Origin of the sequence: Streptomyces sp. NBC_00454, assembly GCF_041434015.1 — a bacterium.
GTDB lineage: Bacteria > Actinomycetota > Actinomycetes > Streptomycetales > Streptomycetaceae > Streptomyces.
Map to the genome: position 1 here is coordinate 3265203 of NZ_CP107907.1, position 14175 is coordinate 3279377.

Sequence of the window (14175 nt, forward strand, 5' to 3'; positions counted from 1 at the left end):
CAACTCCCTAAAAGACTCGGGACACTCGATCGGACTACTGGGATCGTATGCAGAAATACGGACCAACGCACCCGGACCGTACGTAAAAGATATCTTGATCAAGGTCGCGACGGAGTCGGCCGCTCCGCCGGGCCCAGCACCTCGTAGATCAGTTCCTCCGGGCACGGCGTGCCCCGCGGCAGCTGGTACTTCGCCGCCACCCGGTACTCCCCCGGCGCCGGCGCCAGCAGCTCCGTCCATACGTCCCCGGTGGCGTCCGGGGGCGCCTTGAACAGGCACCCGGCCGTGTTCGCGTACTCCTTCGGCACCGTCTGCTTCGGCTCGGAGGAGGGCCGGGAGGACCCGGAGGATCCCGAGGACCCGGAGGAGGGCGTGGGAGAGGAGGATCCCTCCTTCCCCTCCTTCGCCGCCTTGGCCGCCTCCTTCGACGCCGCCGTCTCCTGCGGCGGCTCCACCGGCTTGCCCGCGGCGTCCACCAGCCCCAGCCACGGCGAGTGCGGAATCCGCACCAGCACCCGGCCGGCCTGCTTCACGTCGATGACCAGCTGGTCCGCGCTCGCCCGTACCACCGTCGCCGGTCCGGCGACCAGGTCCGTCGGGTCCATCACCTTGAAGAGCTGCCAGTTCGCGTCGCCCCACACCTGCTGGAGGTACGGGAGCCCCTCGCGCACGAGCTTCTCCTCGTCCTTGCCGCCCTCATCGGGTTTGTCGGCGGGCAGCACCACGTAGTGCACGGCCCAGCGCTCAAGCCAGTCGCGGTAGCTGTCGGCGTCCAGGCTGTCGTCGTAGAAGAGCGGATTGCGCTCCAGGTCTGCCTGGCGGTTCCAGCCGCGCGCGAGGTTCACGTACGCGGGGAAGGCGGAGGACTCCCGGTGGCTGCTCGCCGGGACCACCTCCACCCGGCCCCGGTCGGCGCCCGCCTTCTGGAGCTGGTCCACCAGCGGGGCCAGCTCGCGGCTCCAGGAGGCCATCGGGGTGGTGCGGACGATGTCCGTGACGCTGTTCACCGTGATCCAGGCGGTGACTCCGGTGAGGGCGAGCAGCACCCCGTACCAGCGGCGCGAGCGCGGAGCGCCGGCGTACGGGAGCGCGGCGAGCAGCACCGCCCCGCCGAACAGCATCGCCAGCCGGGTCACGTTCGAGCCGACCTGGGAGTCGATCGCCCAGGTCAGCGCCACGCCGAGGGCGTAGATCGCGGACGCGGTCCGGACCGTCTTCCAGCTCTTCGGTACGAGGAACAGCGCGGCCAGCGCGCAGGCGAACGGCAGCGCCGCCGAGAGCAGCTTCATCGGCTGCGTCCCGGAGAACGGGAACAGCCACGCCGACAGGCCGACCACCGCGGCCGGGGCCAGCCCCAGCGCGTACGCACCCGGGCGCCGCTTGTTCAGGAACAGCGCGGCCGCGATCACCCCGAGGAACAGCCCGGCCACCGGGCTGGAGGCGGTGGCGACCGCCGCGAGCGGGGCCGCGACGGCGGCCTTGGCCCACCGCCGCTCGGCCCATTTGCGGGGCCAGCAGAAGACGGCGGCGACGGCCCCGAGGGCGAACATCACCCCGAGCCCGAAGGTGACCCGGCCCGACAGGGCGTTGCACAGCAGCCCGTACACCCCGGCCAGGGCGGGCCACAGCGGCTCGCGCACGGCCCGGCGGCAGCGGGTCAGGATCAGCGCCAGCAGCCCGGCCGAGACCGTACCGGCGATCATCATCGTGGTCCGGACGCCGAGCACGTGCATCACGTACGGAGAGACCACGCTGTACGAGACCGGGTGCATGCCGCCGTACCAGGCGAGGTTGTACGCGGAGTCGGGATGACGGCCCACGAACTCGGCCCAGGCGTCCTGCGCGGCGAGGTCGCCGCCGCTGTTGGCGAAGGCGAAGAACCAGACCACGTGCAGCAGCGCGGCCAGAGCGGTGGCCACGACCACGGGATGCCGGTGGGCCCCGTCGAGGGCGCGGCGGAGCGGCCCGGGACCGGGGCCCTGGCTCCCGCCCCGGATCCCGCTCTGGCTCTCGCCCTGCTCCCGGCCCTGTTCCGACCGCTCAGCGATGGTCACGCCGACGTACTCCCCAACACGATGAGTCTCCGGTCCCGCTCTCCGGTCCCGCTCCTCGGTCCGTAGACGCGGTCCGGCGTCCCGGGGTTGCCCCGGGACGCCGGACCGCTCCACATCCGAACCCGCGCCGGACGGGTCAGCCGACGCGCGTCAGCTTCTTGCCGATGCCGGGCGCGCTGAGGTCGCTCTGCAGCGCCACCGGCACCTTCACCTGGCTGGCGCCCTCGCCGACCGTCAGCACACCGATCTCCGAGCCCGCCTTCGCGGCCTGCGGGATCTTGGCCGCGTCGTCACCCAGCTTGATCGCGACGTTGAGCGCCGGCCAGCCGACCGCTTCCACGTCTGCGGTGGCCACGACCGGGACGCGGCCGCCGAGCCCGTCGTCCACGTAGCCGACGACATCGCCCTTCTTGACCACGGTCGCGGCCGTCAGCGCCTTCTGCGTGGCGAGCAGGACGTCCTTGCTCGCCGCGATCGCCGTGTCCAGGATGGGCACGCCGTGCTGGCCGAGCACCGCGCCGACGATCAGCTGGTTGGTCTTGCCGACCTTCTTCTCGGCGGCGAAGAGCAGGTTGCCGCCGGCCTTCGTGGTCGAGCCGGTCTTGAGGCCGATCGCGCCGTTGAAGGGAACGAGGGTGTTGTAGTTCCGCCAGGACTTGTTCGAGGGGTCGACCCAGTTCGGCAGCTTGGTGATCGCGATCAGTTCCGGCATCTCGACGAGCTTGAGGCCGAGCTTGACCTGGTCCTCGGCGGTGCTGACCGTGGTCGCGTCCAGACCCGAGGGGTCCGTGTACGTCGTATTGGTCATCCCGAGGTCCTTGGCGGTGGCGTTCATCTTCTGGACGAACGCCTCCGGCCCGCCGTCCCAGCGCGCGAGCAGCCGCGCGACGTTGTTGGCGGACGGGATCATGATCGCGGCGAGGGCGTCGTACTGCGAGATGGTGCCGCCCTCCTTCAAGTTGTTGACCGTGGACTCGCCCTCGGTCTCCTTCTTGCCGTCCTCGACCGCCGTCTTGTCGATGGGGATCATCTGCCCCTTCTCCCCCTTCTTCATGGGGAAGTCCTTGAGGATGACGTACGCCGTCATGGCCTTCGCGACACTGCCGATGGCGACGGGCTTCTGGTCCCCGAAGCTGCCCACGGGGCCGAGACCGGCCGCGGCCATGTAGGCCTGGCCCTCCTTCGGCCACGGCAGGACCGGGGCGCCGCCCTCGAAGGTGTACGAGTCCTTCGCGGTCATCTTCAGCGTCGGCTGGGGCAGCGGGCGCACCAGCTGCACGACGGCGAGGACGACCGCCAGGAGCAGGACGACCGGGGCATAGATCTTGAACCGCCGCAGGGCGGTCCGGGCCGCGCTCGGCGGCGGGGGCGGGTTGTTGGTGAGGTCCGCCAGCATGTCGAGCGGCGGCTTGGGCGGCAGCGGCTGCTGCGTGGTCCGCTCGGGCGACACCTTCGCGGCCGGGGCGGGAGCCGGGGCCGGAGCGGAGGCCTGGGTGGAGGCCGGGGCCGGTGCCGCTGACGCGGCCGGGGTGGCCGGGGTGGCCGGGGGCGCCGTCTTCGGCGCCTGCCCGGTGGCGGAACGCTCGGCGCCCTCGTCGGTCCGCAGGGGTACGAACTTGCTCGCGCGCTCCCCACCGACGGCGCCGGTCGGAACCTCCTTCGAGGTCCCGGGCCTGGTGGCGCCGGGCTTGATCGCGCGGAACACGGCGGTCCGCTCACTGTCGACGGGCTCACCGGCGGCCGGAGCCGCGGGCTTCACGGCCCGGAACACGGCAGTGCGCTCGCTATCGGCCGGCCCCTCGGCAGCCGGAGCGGCGGGCTTCACGGCCCGGAACACGGCAGTGCGCTCGCTGTCGGCCGGCTCGGCCGGCTCTGCCGGAGCAGCGGGCCCGGCCGGTGCGCCCTTCGCGGCGGCGGAGCCCTTGGGCTCCGGGGCGCTCGGGGTGGCCGCGGGCTTCGACGGGGCGGAGTCGCCGCCCTGGCCGCCCTCGCGCACCGAAGCGGAACCAGCAGCCGGGGGCTTCACGACACGGAACACCGCGGTGCGGTCGCTGTCGCCCGGCTCGGCGGCCGAAGCTTCGGAGCCCGCACGGGAACCCGTACCGGAGCCGGCACCCGGACCCGCAGAAGCGGGGGTGGGAGCGGAGGAAGAAGCGGAATCGGAACGGGACGGCGAGGCGGAACCGGAACCGGAACCGGAGGGGGACTCAGAGGCGGAATCGGAAGAGGCAGCGGAAGAGGCATCGGAAGCCGCAGCCGCAGGAGCCGCAGCCACCGGGGCCACGGCGCGGAACACGGCCGTGCGGTCGCTGTCGTCCGACCCGGCCGACTTCGAAGCCGACTTCGAAGCCGACTTCGAAGCGGAATCCTTGGCCGGAGCAGCCGACGGCCGGGCCGCGGGCTCGGCGGCCGCGCCCCGCGGATCGGCATCCGAGGCGGCGGACCCACCCGGGGCCGACGCGGCCGAGGGGGCCGCGGACACCCGCTCCGAAGCCGCCGGCCGGGCACCCGACTCGGCGCCCTCACGACGCGAAGCGGAATCCGCAACCGGACCCGCATCCGAATCCGTACCCTCGGCGTCGGCCGGGGCCCCGTCCTCGGTCGCGGCTTCCTCAGGCAGGGCCTTGAAGACCTCGGTCCGCGCTCCCGGCGCGGCCTCGTCCGGCTCGCCCTCGGAGGGCTCCGCGGTGGCGACCCACGCCGCCACGGCCTCCCTCAGCGGATCCCGGCCGGAGGGGGCACCGGAGTCGGAGTCCGATCCCGAACCGGCGTCGCCCTCGCCCTCGCGGGCATCGACCTCGCGGGCATCGACCTCGCGGGCATCGTCACCGCGGGCATCGTCACCGCGGGCATCCGCACCGCGGCGCCCCGCGGACCCGTCTTCGGGGTCCCTGGGCCGGAACACCGACACCCTCGGGTCGTGCCCCTGTGAGGACTCCGCCGCCCCCGACGTTCCTTCATCAACCGACTTGTCGGGGGACTCGCCCGCCACCAGTTCCTCCTCGATCGCCACCACGTCCGGCTGTCCGAATGTCTAACAGTGTCCCGTCTCGGGGGCATCGCCCCCGTGCTAGACGAGAACGACATAGCTGATGGTTCCCCCACAAAGCGGCCAGGCGCTCTCGACAGATGAATGTGAGAGGCGTCACCCTGTCACTCATCCACGCGGGGAGGCATGGATGGGCAAGAGCCGCAGAACGATTCCGGAGGAGCTTTTGCTGCTCGCCTTGGACCCGGCCACGGGTACCACGGCGCAGCCGCAGTCGCTCGACCTCGGCCTGGCCGGGGCACAGCTAGTGGAGCTGGCTCTGGCAGGACGGATAGCCCCTGATGGGGATCGTATCGCCGTGGTGATGCCACGGCCGACAGGAGATCCGACACTGGACTCCGCACTGGAGTTGCTGCGCAGGCGCGGCAGCCCGGTTCGGGCCGTCCACTGGATTGGCGGACCCCGACTGGGGCTCCGTCAGATTTACCTCGCTCACTTGGAGCGCTGCGGCATGGTCCATGCCGTCGCGGGCCAGATGTGCGGGGTGTTGCCGACGACTCGCTACCAGGCGACCGACACGGCAATCAGCCGGGAGATCCGTGGCCGGCTGGACAGTGCGATCCGCACCGGTGTACCGCCGGACCCGCGGACCGCGGCGCTTGCCGCACTGGCCCACGCGGTCGGACTCGGCAAGCACCTGTACCCCGGCAACGAGGGGCGGTCGTCCAGGTCCCGACTGCGGGACCTGATCCGGCACGACCCGATGGGCGGACTGGTGGCGCATGCCGTCATGGACGTCCAGAACGGTGTGGCCGCACAGCCACGCCGTGACCGCGCACCGGCCCAGCCCGCGAGGGCCACGGCGGCAGCCGTTCCGCTGCAGCCGCGCCGGACGGGTGCGATGGCCCGCGCGGCCGCGCACTGATCCACCGGCGGGGACGCTGTACGGGCAGGAACGGGCAGGACATGCAAGCGCGCGGGGCGGTGGGGCCGGTATACCGGCCCCACCGCCCCGCGCGTTTGCTTTCCCGGCGTTCGCCAGCGAGGTCACGCCCTTCGGTGGCAGTCTGCTCACCATCAGACACGCAGAGAGACAGCGAAAGAAGAAGGCGGAGGTGCCGTTCACGTGGCGTCCAATGTCAATCCCACCGTCCGACGCCGCCGACTGGGCATGGAGTTGCGCAAACTCCGCGAGGACAAGGGCATGACGGCCGAGCAGGTGGCCGAACGCCTGCTCGTCTCCCAGTCGAAGATCAGTCGGCTGGAGAACGGCCGTCGTTCCATCAGCCAGCGTGACGTCCGCGACCTGTGCGACGTCTACGAGGTCGAGGACCGGCGGCTCGTCGACTCCCTGATGCAGATGGCCAAGGATTCGCGCCAGCAGGGCTGGTGGCACGCCTTCGGCGACATCCCGTACAGCGTCTACATCGGCCTGGAAACGGACGCCGCCAGCCTGCGCACCTACGAGCCCCTGGTGATCCCGGGACTGCTCCAGACCCCCGAGTACGCCCAGGCCCTCGTCCGCGGCGCCTGGCCGGAGACCACTCCGGCCGACGTGGACAAGCGGGTCCAGGTCCGGATGCACCGCCAGAAGCGGCTCTCCGAGACCGACAACAACAATCCGGAGCTCGGGCCGCTGCGCCTGTGGGCGGTCATCGACCAGGCGGCCCTGCAGCGGCACGTGGGCGATCCGCAGCTCATGATCCACCAGCTCGAGTACCTGATAGAGCAGTCGGAGAAGCCGCACGTCACGGTGCAGGTGATGCCGTTCTCGATGGGCGCCCATCCGGGCGTCAACGGCCAGTACGCCATTCTCGAATTCCCGGACGCCTCGGACTCGACCGTGGTGTACATCGAGGGCGTGACGAGCGATCTGTACCTGGAAAAGGCCAACGACGTCCAGAAATACAGCGTGATGTACGAACATCTGCGTGCACAGGCCCTCAATGTCGACCAGACCAGGCAGTTCATCTCGGAGATCATCGAGGAGTTCGCTGGCAAGAGGAAGTGAGGTTCCACAAAAGGCCGGTACGGTACACCGTCACTCCCCGGCCGCAGAAGACCTGAATGGAATATGCCACTCGGTCGGGTGAACGCCCCCAACGCACATGGGGCGCTGCGGGTAGCGTCGATCACGTCAGCCGGAGAATTGGCTGGCAGACAGCCGAACTACTCGCTGAACCGGAGAGAAACATGGCTATTCGTCAGGGTGCTACGGAAAACTGGACCAAGTCCTCGTACTCCGCCAACGGCGCCTGCGTCGAGGTCAAGTCCCCCGTCATGGAGACCATCGCGGTCCGCGACTCGAAGGTGCAGGACGGTCCGTCCTGCACCTTCGCGCCCGGCTCCTGGACCTCTTTCGTCACCGATGTGACCGAGGGCCGACTGGGTCGCCTCGCCTGAACATCGAGGCGAAGACCCCAGCCGGCAGACGCACGCACAGCGTCACGAGCAGCACCGCACCACCTGCACCACCAGCACCACCCGCATCACTGTCTGGAGCCCTCTCGACTGGCCCGCCGTCCTGGCCGAGGGGGCTCGGCCATGTCCGCACGCCTGGCGCCCCCACGGCGGCGGACCGCTACCGCAGTTGGTCCACGTACCGGTCCGTCCCCGGCACCGTGGGGATGAACGGCGCCACCAGCTCCACCCGCCCCAGCCCGGCCTCCGCGACCTCCGCGTCCAGCCCCCGGAACCGGTCCCAGCAGGTGCGCGGATCGGCCTCCAGGAACCACAGCAGGGTCAGCCGGGTGTCGACCCCCTCGACCTGCTTCACGTAGGTCATGCGGTCACCCGGCAGCGGTGTCGGCCGGAAGACCGTGACCATGGCGGCCGGGGAGCCGGCCAGCCGCTTCGGCAGGGCGCGCGAGCGCAGCCACTCCAGCAGCTCGGCCCGCTGCTCGGGCCCGTCCGCGTCGATGACCTGGACCACGAGCCCGCCGTAGGGGTGGTCGAGGGCGTGGAAGTCGCGGGGGCCGGCGGCTCCGTCGCGGTAGACGGTGGCCTCGTGGTCCTGGAACGCGGTGAAGACGTGGGTGCGGTCCTGGTAGACCCGGCCGTCGCGGTTGAGCCGCTTGTTGATGCCGACGGTCCACTTCATGTGCTCGTCGTAGCGGCCCTCGGTGACCCAGTACGTGGAGATGTAGCACCCGGCGGTGACGGGCTGGGCGACCGCCGACTTCTCCGGGTAGCGCAGCTCCTGGAGGTCGCGGGTGGCGACCCAGCGGCGGCCGGCGTACATCCAGGGCATGGCCATGGCGCCGGCGTAGTAGTGGTCGTCCTCGTACCAGCGGTTGTACGCGAACTCGTGCCCCGGGTGCGGTTCGACCATGGTGATCAGCGCATGGCCGGGGTGGACTCCGTAGGGGCCGACCGAGGCGAGCTCGGCGTAGTCGTCGGCCCGGGTGTTCCGCTCGTCTGCTGTCATGGGAAACGGTCTAGCTGATGCAGCATCAGATGGGGAGCCCCCGGACGGCGGTCGATCGGCGGTTCCATGTAAGGGAGTTCAGCATCCGATACATAGGTGCCGTCTACACATTTCCGGTACTACGATGCGCGCACCCGCCTCCCGAAGGAGCCCCCGTGCCCGTCTCCGCGCCCGTTTTCGCGCCCGCGCCCGCCCTCGCCCCGCCGCCCGCCCTCGCCGCCCGGGTCCGCACGACGGCCCCGTCCGCCATCCGCGAGATCCTGGCCGTCACCTCCCGGCCCGGCATGATCTCCTTCGCCGGCGGCCTGCCCGCGCCCGAGCTCTTCGACGCCGAGGGCCTGCGCGCCGCGTTCGACGCCGCCTTCGCGCACTCCTCCCGCCGCGCGCTCCAGTACTCCACCACCGAGGGCTCCCCCGAACTGCGCGCCACGGTGGCGGCCCGGCTCTCCCGGCGCGGGCTCGCCACCAGCGCCGACGAGCTCCTGATCACCACCGGCTCGCAGCAGGGGCTCGGCCTGATCACCACCGCACTGATCGAGCCGGGCGACACCGTGCTCGTCGAGAACCCCACCTACCTGGCCGCGCTCCAGGGGTTCACGCTCGCCGGCGCCCGGCTGGTCCCCGTCCCGTGCGACGACGAGGGCATCCTCCCGGACGCCCTGGAGGAGCTCGTCGCGCGCGAACGCCCCAAGCTGCTCTACACCGTTCCCACCTTCCAGAACCCGACCGGCCGCACCCTCCCCGCCGCCCGCCGCCAGGCGGTCGCGGAGACGGCCGCCCGGCTCGGACTGTGGCTGCTGGAGGACGACCCCTACGGGGACCTGCGCTACGAGGGCTCCGACATCCCCTGGCTCGCCGCCCACCCCGGAGCGGAGGACCGCACGGCCCTGCTCGGCAGCTTCTCCAAGGTCATGGCCCCCGGGCTGCGCCTCGGCTGGCTGCGCGCCCCGGCGGCCCTGCTGCGCGCGGCGGTGCTCGCGAAGCAGGCGGCGGACCTGCACACCTCGACGGTGGACCAGCTGGCGGCGGCGGAGTACTTGCGTACGGCGGACCTGGACACCCATGTTTCCCGGGTCCGGGACGCCTACCGGGTCCGCCGGGACGCGCTGCTGGCGGGCCTGCCCTCCGCCCTTCCGGCGGGCTCGACGTGGAACCGGCCGGAGGGCGGCATGTTCGTCTGGGCCCGGCTCCCCGAGGGCCACGACGCGACGGCCCTGCTCCGCGCGGCGACCGCCCGTGGCGTCGCCTTCGTCCCCGGGGCCCCCTTCTACGCCGGGGCCCCGGACCCCCGGACCCTGCGGCTGTCGTTCACGACGCACACGGCGGAGGAGATCGCGGAGGGCCTGCGCCGGCTGGCGGGAGCCTGACCCTGCGGCGCCGTCCCCGACCCACCCTTCCTCCGTTCCCCGGGCTCCGCCCGGACCCGCCCTGGGGCTCCGCCCCAGACCCCGCTCCTCAAACGCCGGGGGGGGCTGGATTCGGTCGGCGTCAACCAAAATCCAGCCCCGCCGGCGTTTGAGGCGCGGGGGCCCGGGGGCTGGCCCCCGGCAACGGCGCCGCGCCGGACCACGCACCCGGTCCCGCCCCTTCCCTCCCCGCGCCCCGCGCCGTAGCCTGACGCACCGTCAGATCCATCGGGTCGCCAGGAGGTCACACCATGCCGCCGCTGCTCCAAGGCAAGACCGTCATCGTCTCCGGCGTAGGCGCCGGGCTCGGCCACCAGGTGGCCGCCACCGTCGTCCGCGACGGCGGCAACGCCGTGCTCGGGGCGCGCACCGAGGCCAACCTCGCCAAGTCCGCCGCCGAGATCGACCCCGACGGCACGCACACCGCCTACCTGCCGACCGACATCTCCGACGAGCGCCAGTGCGAGGCCCTCGCCGCCCTCGCCCAGGAGCGCTTCGGCGGGGTCGACGCCGTGGTCCACGTCGCGGCCTGGGACTCGTACTTCGGCGGCCTCGAAGACGCCGACTTCGGCACCTGGCAGCAGATCCTCGACGTGAACCTGCTCGGCACCCTGCGCATGACCCGCGCCTGCCTGCCCGCCCTCAAGCGCACCGGCGGCTCCGTCGTCATCATCGGCACGCAGTCCGCCATCGCCTCGCCCAACGAGGTGCAGCAGGCCGCCTACGCCGCCTCCAAGGGCGCCCTGACCTCCGCGATGTACTCCATGGCCCGCGAACTCGGCCCGCACCGCATCCGCGTCAACACCGTGCTCCCCGGCTGGATGTGGGGTCCCCCGGTGCAGGCCTTCGTCACCTTCACCGCGCACACCGAGGGCGTCCCCGAGGCCGAGGTCCACGCGCGGCTCACGCAACGCATGGCGCTGCCGGACCTGGCCACCGACGGGGACGTCGCCGACGCCGCCGTCTTCCTCGCCTCCGACCGGGCGCGGGCGATAACCGGCCAGTCGCTGCTGGTCAACGCCGGTGAGCTGATGCGATGAGCCCCTCCGTGCCCGCGCGGGCGGATCGTATGCTCGGCCCATGACCACTCCGAGTGACGCTCCGACCGAGAACTCGATGCGCCGCGCGCTCCGCCGCGCCCGCGACGGCGTCGCGCTCGACGCGACCGAGGCGGCCGTACTCCTGCAGGCGCGCGGCGAGGACCTGAAGGACCTCGCCGCCTCCGCCGCCCGGGTACGGGACTCCGGACTCGAAGCCGCCGGCCGCCCCGGCGTCATCACGTACTCGCGCAAGGTGTTCATCCCCCTCACCCGGCTCTGCCGGGACAAGTGCCACTACTGCACCTTCGTCACCGTCCCGGGCAAGCTCCGCCGGGACGGCCACGGGATGTACCTCTCCCCCGACGAGGTCCTAGACATCGCCCGCAAGGGCGCGGCCATGGGCTGCAAGGAGGCCCTGTTCACGCTCGGGGACCGGCCCGAGGACCGCTGGCCCGAGGCCCGCGAGTGGCTCGACGCGCACGGCTACGACGACACCCTCGCCTACGTGCGCGCCATGGCCATCCGCGTCCTGGAGGAGACGGGCCTGCTCCCCCACCTCAACCCCGGCGTGCTGTCCTGGTCGGAGCTCCAGCGGCTCAAGCCCGTGGCCCCGTCGATGGGGATGATGCTGGAGACCACCGCCACCCGCCTGTGGTCCGAGCCCGGCGGCCCGCACCACGGCTCCCCCGACAAGGAGCCGGCGGTCCGGCTGCGCGTCCTGGAGGACGCCGGCCGCTCCAACGTCCCCTTCACCACCGGGGTGCTGATCGGCATCGGCGAGTCCTACGAGGAGCGCGCGGACGCCTTCTTCGAGCTGCGCCGGATCCAGCGCAGCTACCACGGCATCCAGGAAGTCATCGTCCAGAACTTCCGCGCCAAGCCGGACACGGCCATGCGCGCGATGCCCGACGCCGAGCTGGAGGAGCTGGCGGCGGCCATCGCGGTGGCCCGCCACATCCTCGGACCCTCCGCCCGCATCCAGGCTCCGCCGAACCTCGTGGACTCCGAGTACGCGCTGATCGTCGGCGCCGGCATCGACGACTGGGGCGGGGTCTCACCTCTCACCCCCGACCACGTGAACCCCGAGCGCCCCTGGCCGCACATCGAGGAACTGGCCGCGCGGACCGCCGCCGCCGGGTTCGAGCTGCGCGAACGCCTCACGATCTACCCGGAGTTCCTGCGCCGCGGCGAGCCCTGGCTGGACCCCCGGCTGCTGCCGCACGTACGCGCGCTGGCCGACCCGGAGACGGGCCTGGCGGACGAGTCCGCGACCGTCGAGGGCCGCCCCTGGCAGGAGCCCGACGAGGGCTTCACCGCGTACGGCCGCACCGACCTGCACACCACCATCGACACGCAGGGGCGTACCGGCGACCGCCGCGAGGACTTCGACGAGGTCTACGGCGACTGGGAGGCTCTGCGCGAGGCCGCTGCGCCCGGGATGGTGCCGCAGCGCATCGACACGGACGTACGGGAGGCCCTCTCCCAGGCCGCCGACGATCCGACGAAGCTCACCGACGACCAGGCGCTGGCCCTGCTGCACGCGGACGGCCCGGCGCTGGACGCGCTCTGCAAGATCGCAGACGACCTGCGGAAATCGGTGGTCGGCGAGGACGTCACCTACATCGTCACGCGGAACATCAACTTCACCAACGTCTGCTACACCGGCTGCCGTTTCTGCGCCTTCGCGCAGCGCCGCACCGACGCGGACGCGTACACCCTCTCGCTCGACCAGGTCGCCGACCGGGCCGCGCAGGCCTGGGACGTGGGCGCGGTGGAGGTGTGCATGCAGGGCGGCATCCACCCGGACCTGCCCGGGACGGCCTACTTCGACATCGCGCGGGCGGTCAAGGAACGGGTGCCCGGCATGCACGTGCACGCCTTCTCCCCCATGGAGGTGGTCAACGGCGCCACCCGCACCGGAATGTCGGTACGGGACTGGCTGACGGCGGCCAAGGAGGCCGGTCTGGACTCCATTCCGGGCACGGCGGCGGAGATCCTGGACGACGAGGTCCGCTGGGTGCTGACCAAGGGCAAGCTGCCGACGGCCGACTGGATCGACGTGGTCTCCACGGCGCACGAGCTGGGCATCCGTTCCTCCTCGACCATGATGTACGGGCACGTGGACCAGCCCCGGCACTGGCTGGGCCACTTCCGCACGCTGGCCCGCATGCAGCAGGCCGCGCGGGAGAAGGGCGTGGAGGGCTTCACGGAGTTCGTGACGCTGCCCTTCATCCACACCAACGCGCCGGTGTACCTGGCGGGCATCGCCCGCCCGGGCCCCACGGTGCGCGACAACCGGGCGGTGACGGCGATGGCGCGGATCCTGCTGCACCCGCACATCACCAACATCCAGACCAGCTGGGTGAAGCTGGGCTCGGAGGGCGCCGCCGAGATGCTGCGCTCCGGGGCCAACGACCTGGGCGGGACGCTGATGGAGGAGACCATCTCGCGGATGGCGGGCTCCAGTTACGGCTCGTACAAGTCGGTGCAGGACCTGATCGCCGTCGCCGAGGCGGCCGGCCGGCCCGCGAAGGCCCGTACGACGCTGTACGGGGAGGTGCCGCAGGAGCGCCAGGACGCGGCGCGCGCCTCGGACGGACACCTGCCCGAACTGCTGCCGCTGGCCGAGTAGTTCCGGGGGCCGGTGCGGGGCCGGCCCGGGGTCCTGCACGGACCCCGGACCGGCCGCGGGCCGTTTCAGGTTTCCGGCGGCTTACGGCTCGGCGACGGTCGCGTACCAGCGGGTACGGGTGCGGTGAACAGGCGGGAAAATCAAGAGAGTTGGCGTTGACGGGCGCCGCTCTACGCGCGTCATCATGGGCCGCATGAGGATTCCCCCACGCATCGCAGCCTTCGGTGGCGCCGTAGCCGTCGCCGCCACCCTCCTCGCGGGACCGGCCGCCCACGCCGTCTCCGCTCCCGCCTCCGCCGCCTCCGTGACCGCGGTCGGCAGCATCTGCTACTCCGCGCTGCCCTCGCAGGCGCACGACACCCTGGACCTCATCGACCAGGGCGGCCCGTTCCCGTACTCCCAGGACGGGGTCGTCTTCCAGAACCGGGAGGGGCTCCTGCCGAGCCACAGCACCGGCTACTACCACGAGTACACGGTCATCACCCCGGGCTCGCCGACGCGCGGGGCGCGCCGCATCATCACGGGGCAGCGGGTGGACGAGGACTACTACACCGCCGACCACTACGCCTCGTTCCGCCTGGTGAACTTCGGCTGCTGATCCTCGGCCGCTGAACCGCTGAACGCGCG

10 protein-coding genes are annotated in these 14175 nt (G+C 71.9%); 7 read left to right on the plus strand and 3 right to left on the minus strand.

Going from position 1 to position 14175, the window contains the following annotated elements:
- Window positions 1-98: 98 nt before the first annotated feature.
- Together OHU74_RS15035 and OHU74_RS15040 are read right to left on the minus strand one after the other, a co-directional pair.
- Entirely contained in the window at window positions 99-2054 is a 1956-nt protein-coding gene (locus tag OHU74_RS15035; RefSeq protein ID WP_371616371.1) for an MFS transporter, read from the minus strand.
- 136 nt (window positions 2055-2190) lie between these two features.
- Window positions 2191-5070 (minus strand): serine hydrolase, encoded by a 2880-nt coding sequence (locus tag OHU74_RS15040; protein ID WP_371616372.1) that lies wholly within the window; start codon window positions 5068-5070, stop codon window positions 2191-2193.
- 163 nt (window positions 5071-5233) lie between these two features.
- Between OHU74_RS15040 and OHU74_RS15045 the strand changes: the two genes are divergently transcribed.
- The 3 genes from OHU74_RS15045 (at window position 5234) to OHU74_RS15055 (ending at window position 7446) form a co-directional block, all read left to right on the plus strand.
- The gene (locus OHU74_RS15045; protein ID WP_250742596.1) at window positions 5234-5968 is read left to right on the plus strand and encodes a GPP34 family phosphoprotein; all 735 of its coding nucleotides are present in this window, start codon (window positions 5234-5236) and stop codon (window positions 5966-5968) included.
- A 201-nt stretch (window positions 5969-6169) separates the two neighbouring features.
- Window positions 6170-7054, plus strand: a complete 885-nt coding sequence (locus OHU74_RS15050; protein ID WP_330296940.1) for a helix-turn-helix transcriptional regulator — start codon at window positions 6170-6172, stop codon at window positions 7052-7054.
- A gap of 182 nt (window positions 7055-7236) precedes the next feature.
- Window positions 7237-7446, plus strand: coding sequence for a DUF397 domain-containing protein (locus tag OHU74_RS15055; RefSeq protein ID WP_371616373.1), 210 nt, complete (start codon window positions 7237-7239; stop codon window positions 7444-7446).
- A gap of 178 nt (window positions 7447-7624) precedes the next feature.
- Here the strand turns inward: OHU74_RS15055 and OHU74_RS15060 are convergent, their stop codons facing one another.
- Window positions 7625-8470: a hypothetical protein gene (locus OHU74_RS15060; protein WP_371616374.1), complete on the minus strand. Its 846-nt coding sequence runs from the start codon at window positions 8468-8470 to the stop codon at window positions 7625-7627.
- Window positions 8471-8625: 155 nt separating this feature from the next.
- On the opposite strand from OHU74_RS15060, the gene OHU74_RS15065 reads away from it, so the two are divergent.
- From OHU74_RS15065 to OHU74_RS15080, 4 genes are all read left to right on the plus strand, one after another.
- Complete coding sequence (locus OHU74_RS15065; protein WP_371616375.1) at window positions 8626-9837, plus strand: PLP-dependent aminotransferase family protein; 1212 nt, start codon at window positions 8626-8628, stop codon at window positions 9835-9837.
- A gap of 290 nt (window positions 9838-10127) precedes the next feature.
- Entirely contained in the window at window positions 10128-10916 is a 789-nt protein-coding gene (locus OHU74_RS15070) for an SDR family oxidoreductase (RefSeq protein WP_371616376.1), read from the plus strand.
- 40 nt (window positions 10917-10956) lie between these two features.
- Window positions 10957-13548 (plus strand): bifunctional FO biosynthesis protein CofGH, encoded by a 2592-nt coding sequence (locus tag OHU74_RS15075; RefSeq protein WP_371616377.1) that lies wholly within the window; start codon window positions 10957-10959, stop codon window positions 13546-13548.
- A 193-nt stretch (window positions 13549-13741) separates the two neighbouring features.
- Window positions 13742-14146 carry a ribonuclease domain-containing protein gene (locus OHU74_RS15080; RefSeq protein WP_371616378.1) on the plus strand — a complete coding sequence of 135 codons (405 nt, stop codon included), beginning with the start codon at window positions 13742-13744 and terminating at the stop codon, window positions 14144-14146.
- The last annotated feature ends 29 nt before the right edge of the window (window positions 14147-14175 follow it).

Coding starts and splice junctions, on each gene's coding strand:
- OHU74_RS15045 (WP_250742596.1), top strand. CDS start 5,234: ATGGGCAAGAGCCGCAGAACGATTCCGGAGGAGCTTTTGCTGCTCGCC.
- OHU74_RS15055 (WP_371616373.1), top strand. CDS start 7,237: ATGGCTATTCGTCAGGGTGCTACGGAAAACTGGACCAAGTCCTCGTAC.
- OHU74_RS15060 (WP_371616374.1), bottom strand. CDS start 8,470: ATGACAGCAGACGAGCGGAACACCCGGGCCGACGACTACGCCGAGCTC.
- OHU74_RS15070 (WP_371616376.1), top strand. CDS start 10,128: ATGCCGCCGCTGCTCCAAGGCAAGACCGTCATCGTCTCCGGCGTAGGC.
- OHU74_RS15075 (WP_371616377.1), top strand. CDS start 10,957: ATGACCACTCCGAGTGACGCTCCGACCGAGAACTCGATGCGCCGCGCG.
- OHU74_RS15080 (WP_371616378.1), top strand. CDS start 13,742: ATGAGGATTCCCCCACGCATCGCAGCCTTCGGTGGCGCCGTAGCCGTC.